Here is a 7,328-nt window from a genome sequence, read left to right on the forward strand (position 1 = left end):
CTATGGAAGAAATGTCTGATGTGACCGGAAACCCTTGTGTTGTACAAACTTTCGGTGCTACTGCAGATGCTATGGTAAAATACTTAGAATTTGTAGGAGACAACTGTGACAAACCTTTCCTTATTGACTCAACTGCAGCAGCTGCAAAAATTGCAGGTGTAGAATATGTTCAAGATGCAGGATTAGCTGATAGGGCTGTTTACAACTCTATAAGTATGGCAGCAGAACCTGGTGAAATTGAAGCTGTTAAAAACTCTGACATCGATGCATCCATTCTCTTAGGTTTCAACCCAATGACTCCTGGTGTAGAAGGAAAAATCGAAATCTGGGAAACTGGTGGAGCTGTAATCGACCAAGGTATTCTTGAAATGGCTGATGAATGTGGAATCACCAAACCATGGATGGACGTAGCAGTTACTCCATTAGGTCAAGGTGCAGGACCTGCTGTAAGAACCGCTTATGCTGTAAAAGCTAAATGGGGATATCCAGTAGGATCTGGTATTCACAACGTTCCATCCGCATGGGACTGGTTAAGAGGATACAAAAAAGAACACAAAGAAGCATGGCCTGTTTGTGACATAGGTTCAAACATTGTTCAACAAATGGCTGGTGGAGACTTCGTTCTTTTCGGACCTATCGAAAACTCCAGACTTGCATTCCCTGCTTGTGGTATGGCAGATATTATGATTGCTGAAGCAGCAAAAGATATCGGTACCGAACCTGTGGAAGACCACCCAATTAACAACTTATTATAGATAAGAGGGTCCCGATTAGATGATTCAATTCATCTAATCATTTTTTTCTATTTTTTTTACTACTTTTTTCAAGAACTTTTTAATAAAATTTATATTATCATAAAAAGATATTTATAATTAAGTTTTAATTGAGGTTATAAAATGTCTTTTCTAAGTAAAATTTTTAATAAAGGTCCTAAACCTGTTATTGCCCATTCTAAGGAGGGTAATTTGGGCTCATTAACTGCTCAGCAAGCAGGACCTGCAAGTCCTGGTGCCGTTAGAAAACCGGATGTTTACTATGTCACTGCTTCTGTAGAACTTGGTAACACTACAACCAAATGTATTGTCATGGCGACTAACTTGAACACTAGTGAATCTTATTTGCTAAATAAAACAGTTAAAATGACAAGGGATATCAGACCGCCAAAACCTACCGAAGAGGTATTCGGTAAAACTGTTTGGGGAATCGAACTTTCTAAAGAAGCTGTTACTGAACTAATTAGAGACACAGTATTGGAATCTCTTAGAAAGTGTCATGTTGATAAAGATACAGATTTGGACTTTGTTGTAAGGTCAACTGGTGTAACTGCTGGTTTTGCAACTGCAGAAGAAGCAGGCCAACTTATTATCGCTCTTGCTGATGGCTGTCTTGAGGCAGACATTCCGCCACGTAAGATGTCTCCTGCAATGAGCGTTTCCCAGCTTCCTGAAAAATTACAAAAGCATACTCTTTTGGAAAACATCATGTTTGACGGTGCAGTGGTCAGCGTAGTTCCTCCTGAAGGTAAGGAAACTGTTGCTAACGAAATGGAAGGGGAATTGGTTACTGCAGGTATTAAATTAGGTGCTAAATGGACTGATGTTGATTACAGAAACCCATGTGTGTCTCTGGACTTCGGTTCAACATTGGCTGGACGTATTGTTAATGATAATGAACCATATGCAAATACAGTTGGAAACTTCTTGGGTCTTGCTGGTGTTGTCAGTGATTCTCTAGCAAGAGGTTCAGGTCTGATTGATAAGAAAAACGGTGCTGCTTTGGATATTTATTCTGATAAGGCAATGAAAAAGGCAGACCACAAACAGGCTGAAGCCAATGCCCTTGAAGCTCATAAATTAATCAATATTACCAAAGTTCCGATGGATGTTGAAAGATTCGGTACAGTTCCTGTAAACCCTGAAGCCGCTGAAAAGGCAGGCACTACTCTAATAGGCTGTGATGTTGGATTCAATGGGGACAAGCTCCCTGAATTGATGGATGTGGGTGCACAGTTCTATGATGCTTACGGTCTTCCGACCTTGCTTTCAACCTTGGATTATGTAAGTACAAATATAGTTACAAGATGTTTGGATGTAGCATTTAAGGAAAACGTTATCATTCCTGGCTCCGCTTTAGGCATTACGGGCAGGGCAGGAATTACCGGACGCAAACCTCAACTAATATTGGAAGCTGTTCAGGACAAATTTGAAAATATAGTGTTTGTCGAAGACGGTCTTGCTTTAGGTTCAGCCATTATGGCTCGTTGTATGAATTCAATGGGTACCCCTAAGGTTCCTATTGGTGGTAAACAAGGAGGCAGATGCATCCTTAAAGATCGTATGAAAATGGCTGGCGGAAAATTCGCTTAAAACTTGTGGTTTGCGCAATGATTTATGCTATTTTGATGGCTGGAGGTATGGGAACAAGACTTGAAGTTCCCTGCGAAAAACCTCTTTTCAAATTACGCAATAAACCATTAATTAAATATGTAATTGACAATCTGAAAGAGTCTAAATTAATCGATAAAATCGTTATTGCAGTCAGCCATCACACTCGTGAAACCACTCAATATCTAAATTCATTGGATGAGGATTTTCAGATATTGGACACTTCAGGAGATGATTATCTAACTGATTTATCTTATATTTTAGATTATTTTGAAAAAAAATCCAGTGAAGATACATTATTATTTATAAATGCTGATTTACCGTTTATTTCAACTGAAACCATTGATTATGTTTTAGATTACTATTCCAAATCTTCCAAAGATGCATTATCAACTTTAGTGCCTGTTGAAATTTTTAAGGATTTGGGGTTGAATTATTCATATGAGTTCAATGGAAATGTTCCGTCTGGCTTAAACGTGCTTAGAAGTGTTAATATTGTTCAGGATGAAGACCAGTTAATCATCCCTAAACGAGAATTGGCATTGAATATCAATACTCTTTTGGATAGTAAAGTTGCAGAAAAATTATACGGCGAATATTATCTTTAAATATAATGAAGTTAAATATTTATATAACTAAATTTAATTTTCATTGGTGATTTAATGGATAATAGACAAATTCCTAAAAGAGAAGAAAAATTATGGAGCGAAATCAAGAATTATCAAGTAGCTACCAACAATGCACGTATCCTTGGTGTATTGGATGAATTAATTATCAACGAAAAAACCGGTAAAATTGTTGATATAGCTATTAGAGTTGAAAGCGATCGTAATATTCATGTAAAAGGCGCTAAAAGAAATGGTGACTTGTTATTGGTTCCTTTTGCTAAAGTTGAAAAAGTCGGCGAATTTATTATTGTAACTGAATAATTTCAGTTATCTACTTTTTTTATTATTTTTTCTTACATTTGTTAACTATTTATTCTAGTAATACTATAATTATTATAGTATAAAACAAATTCATATTTTATTTTTAAGGTGATTATATGTTACTTGAAATTGAAAATTTGGCGGTTGATGTAGCTGGAAAAAGGGTTTTAAAAGATATCAACCTTTTTATTGAAGAAGGTGAAACTCATGTTCTTTTAGGTCCCAATGGTGCTGGTAAAAGTACCTTGTTTTTAACTATATTGGGTTTTCCAAATTATAATGTTGTTAATGGTACTATAAAATTTAAAGGCCAGGACATCACTAATTTAACTACTGCTGAAAGAGTTAAATTGGGTATTGGTGTAAGTTTCCAAACTCCTCCATCCATTAGAGGGGTTTCTGTAGGAGATTTATTAAAAATCATATCACATCAGGATGTTAATGATGAATTAAATCCTAGAATGAAGGAATTAGCTCAACAACTCAAATTCAGTGATGAATTCTTGGATAGGGATGTTAATTTAGGATTTTCAGGCGGGGAAGTAAAACGTTCAGAAATTTTACAGTTATTGGCTCAAATGCCGGATTTCACAATGTTTGACGAGCCTGATTCTGGTGTGGATATTGAAAATGTTGAATTGTTGGCTTCTGAAATTGGAACTTTATTGGATAAAGATAAACCACAGGGAAATAGAAAAAGAAGTGGGCTTTTAATTACTCATTTGGGATATATTTTAAACTTTGTAAGTGCAGATAAAGCACATGTTTTAATAGATGGCGTAATTTCTTGTTCAGGAAATCCTACTGAAATTTTAGAAGATATTAGAAAAAATGGTTTTAATGGATGTGTTGAGTGTGCGCAATGTTTATGATGATGCTGAAAGAGCAAAAGATAAAAAGGCAGCATTAGGTGCTGACATTACTATTGAAAACTTCAGTGATGAAACTGTCAATGCTTTGGACATGATTGATGATTTGGATGATTTAAGCAATCAAACTAAGAAAGATCTTTTGAAGGTCGGCGTCGATACTGAGGAAAAAAATAGGTCAGGATCATTTTTACAGGTTGACCAGAGTAATATTTTCACAAATAACTCAATGTCTGATTCAATTGAAGTAATGAATATGGCTATTGCATTGGAAAAGTATAGTTGGTTAGAGGATTACCTTTGGAATGTTGTAAAACCTGATGCAGACAAATATACTGCAAAAACTGCATTAAATGAACAGGAAAATGGTGTTCTAAGCGGATATTTTGTAAGGTCATTACCTGGAACCAAGGAGGTAATGCCTGTTCAGGCATGTATGTTTATCAGTGATGAAGAGGTTATGCAAACAGCTCACAATGTGATTATTGCAGAGGAAAACTCTGAATTGCACTTGATTACAGGATGTGCGACAGGTGATGATGTAGGTTCTGCAATGCATGTCGGGGTATCTGAGATGTATCTGAAGCCAGGTTCCAAAATTACTTTCACAATGGTCCATAACTGGGCTGAACAGGTTGAAGTACGTCCAAGGACAGGCGTTAAGTTAATGGATGACTCCACATATATTAACAATTATATTTTAACCAGCCCTGTAAGCACCATTCAATCATTCCCTACTGCTTATTGCGATGGGGAAAATTCAAGAGCCATTTTTCAAAGTATTCAGGCAGGTAAAAAAGACTCCATCATCGATGTTGGATCCAGAGTTTTATTGAATGCAAAAGGTTCAAAGGGAGAGGTAATTTCAAGGGCTGTTGCACAGGATGAATCTCAAATTTATGCCAGAGGACATTTGGCAGGCACTGTTCCTGATGTTAAAGGTCATCTGGAATGTCATGGGTTAGTGTTGTCTGAGGATAGTTTTATCTATGCAGTACCCGAACTTGAAGCCAGTTCTGCGAATTTGGAGATGTCTCACGAAGCGGCAGTGGGCAAAATTTCAGAAGATGAAATCAATTATTTGACCTCTAGAGGTATTGATGAGGAAGATGCCGAGTCTATGATTGTTAGAGGATTTTTAAACATGGACATTACTGGACTTCCTGATGAATTAGCTCAATTAACTCAAAATATGATTGAAATGAGTCATGATGGAATGTAATTCCATCTAATTTATCTTTTTTTCTTATTTTAACCTTTTTTTAATAGTTTTTAAAAATCTTGTTTCATAGTATATAAACTTTTTGACTTTAATCTCCGAGTAACCTTTATATTAATTATAAATGAAATATATTAATCAGTACGTAATGTAATGCTGAGCTAGCTCATTAAGTACGAAAATTGTGATTTAAGGCGTGCCTAAACATGCAGGCTTTAAATGAAAAGATTTTAAAATTTTTTAAAAAACTTTAAAATTTGATTTTGAAAGACAAAAGTTTTTCAAAATCGCCAAAAAATATTTATAGAGGAGGAGAAACTCTATGGCTGATGATGTAAAAATTGTAATGTTTTGTTGCAACTGGTGTTCCTATGGAGGAGCAGACACAGCAGGTACTGCAAGGATGCAATACCCACCGAATATTAGAGTTATTCGTGTAATGTGTTCTGGAAGAATTGACCCACAATTTGTTTTAAAAGCATTCCAAGAAGGTGCTGATGGGGTATTTGTAGCAGGATGTCACATGGGTGACTGCCACTATGACGCTGGTAACTACAAATTAGATCGTAGAATGAGATTAATTTATAAATTAGTCGAAGATATGGGAATTGGAAAAGAAAGAGTTCACCATGACTGGATTTCTGCATCCGAAGGTGAAAAATTCTCAGAATCTGTTAAAATGATGGTTAACAGAATCAAAGAATTAGGTCCAGCTCCATTAAAAGGACAATTAGATGCTGAAAGATAGATTGGAGGAATGAATATGGCAGATAAAGTTAAAATAGGAACTATGTGGTTCAGTGGCTGTTCCGGATGCCACTTATCCATTGCAGATTTCCACGAATCCTTAATTGATGTTATGGAATTTGCAGATTTTGAATTTTCCCCTGTACTCATGGATACTAAATATGATGAAGTACCTGATTTAGACATTATTATTGTTGAAGGTGGAGTAAGAAATGACGAAAACAGAGAATTAGCTGAAATGTTAAACGAAAAGGCTAACATGGTTATTTCTTACGGTACTTGCGCATGTTACGGAGGTATTCCAGGTCTTGGAAACTTATGGACTGTTGAAGAATTAGAAGAAGAAGGATACATTAACTCAGTATCTACTGTAAACCCTGAAGGAATTATTCCTCACGAAGATGTTCCTCATCTTGAAAGCAGGGTAAGACCTATCAGTGAAAGTATGGATATTGATTTAATGATTCCAGGTTGTCCACCTCGTTCTGATGTTGTAGCTGAAGCTGTTTTAGCATTATTAAGAGGAGACACCATCGAATTGCCTTCCACAAACCTTTGTGAAGTATGCCCTAGAGAAAAACCACCTGCTGGTTTAGCTATGGACTTCATTAAAAGACAATTTGAAGTAGGTCTTCCTGAACCTGATTTATGTTTAATTTCACAAGGTTTAGTATGTATGGGTCCTGCAACTGTATCATTATGTGGTGCAGAATGTCCTTCCATTGGTATCCAATGTAGAGGATGTTACGGTCCTACTGCTAAAGTATTAGACCAAGGAGCAAAAATGATCAGTGCGATTGCATCTGACTACGGTGTAAACGAAGATAAAACAGTAGATCCTGAAACTGTTGCTGATCAATTAGATGATATCGTAGGTACTTTCTACACTTACACATTACCTGCAGCTTTAGTACCTATGAAAATGCAGAAAGGAGGAGAATAAAATGGTTAAACTCACTATGGAACCAGTTACTCGTATCGAAGGACACGCTAAAATTACCGTACACCTCGACGATGCTGGAAATGTAGAAGAAACAAGATTACACGTTATGGAATTCAGAGGTTTCGAAAAATTCTTAACAGGCCGTCCTGTAGAAGAATTACCAAGATTAGTACCTCGTATTTGTGGTATTTGTGATGTACAACACCACTTAGCAGCTGCAAAAGCAGTTGACCAAAT

The 7,328-nt window shown here is 36.3% G+C and carries 9 protein-coding genes; all 9 read left to right on the forward strand.

Features of this window, described 5'->3' with window-relative positions; genetic code table 11:
- A partial coding sequence (gene mtrH / locus ACKI4K_RS06815) for a tetrahydromethanopterin S-methyltransferase subunit H (protein WP_407423544.1) occupies positions 1-755 on the forward strand: 755 nt, incomplete at its 5' end.
- Between the two features lie 141 nt (positions 756-896).
- Positions 897-2,366: a methanogenesis marker 14 protein gene (locus ACKI4K_RS06820; protein WP_407423546.1), complete on the forward strand. Its 1,470-nt coding sequence runs from the start codon at positions 897-899 to the stop codon at positions 2,364-2,366.
- Positions 2,367-2,383: 17 nt separating this feature from the next.
- Positions 2,384-2,992 (forward strand): NTP transferase domain-containing protein, encoded by a 609-nt coding sequence (locus ACKI4K_RS06825; RefSeq protein ID WP_407423548.1) that lies wholly within the window; start codon positions 2,384-2,386, stop codon positions 2,990-2,992.
- A 54-nt stretch (positions 2,993-3,046) separates the two neighbouring features.
- Positions 3,047-3,313 (forward strand): PRC-barrel domain-containing protein, encoded by a 267-nt coding sequence (locus ACKI4K_RS06830; protein ID WP_407423550.1) that lies wholly within the window; start codon positions 3,047-3,049, stop codon positions 3,311-3,313.
- A gap of 116 nt (positions 3,314-3,429) precedes the next feature.
- Positions 3,430-4,185, forward strand: coding sequence for an ABC transporter ATP-binding protein (locus tag ACKI4K_RS06835; RefSeq protein ID WP_407423551.1), 756 nt, complete (start codon positions 3,430-3,432; stop codon positions 4,183-4,185).
- Positions 4,154-5,404 carry a SufB/SufD family protein gene (locus ACKI4K_RS06840; protein ID WP_407423553.1) on the forward strand — a complete coding sequence of 417 codons (1,251 nt, stop codon included), beginning with the start codon at positions 4,154-4,156 and terminating at the stop codon, positions 5,402-5,404. Before ACKI4K_RS06835 ends, ACKI4K_RS06840 begins: the two co-directional genes overlap by 32 nt.
- A 319-nt stretch (positions 5,405-5,723) precedes the next feature.
- Complete coding sequence (locus tag ACKI4K_RS06845; RefSeq protein WP_407423555.1) at positions 5,724-6,149, forward strand: hydrogenase iron-sulfur subunit; 426 nt, start codon at positions 5,724-5,726, stop codon at positions 6,147-6,149.
- Between the two features lie 15 nt (positions 6,150-6,164).
- On the forward strand, positions 6,165-7,091 hold the full coding sequence (locus ACKI4K_RS06850) for a F420-nonreducing hydrogenase (RefSeq protein ID WP_407423557.1): 927 nt from the start codon (positions 6,165-6,167) through the stop codon (positions 7,089-7,091).
- 1 nt (position 7,092) lies between these two features.
- Positions 7,093-7,328, forward strand: a 236-nt coding sequence (locus tag ACKI4K_RS06855; protein ID WP_407423559.1) for a nickel-dependent hydrogenase large subunit, incomplete at its 3' end; no start/stop codon positions are given.

Source organism: Methanobrevibacter sp. (genome assembly GCF_045644645.1).
In the GTDB taxonomy this organism is placed as follows: domain Archaea; phylum Methanobacteriota; class Methanobacteria; order Methanobacteriales; family Methanobacteriaceae; genus Methanocatella.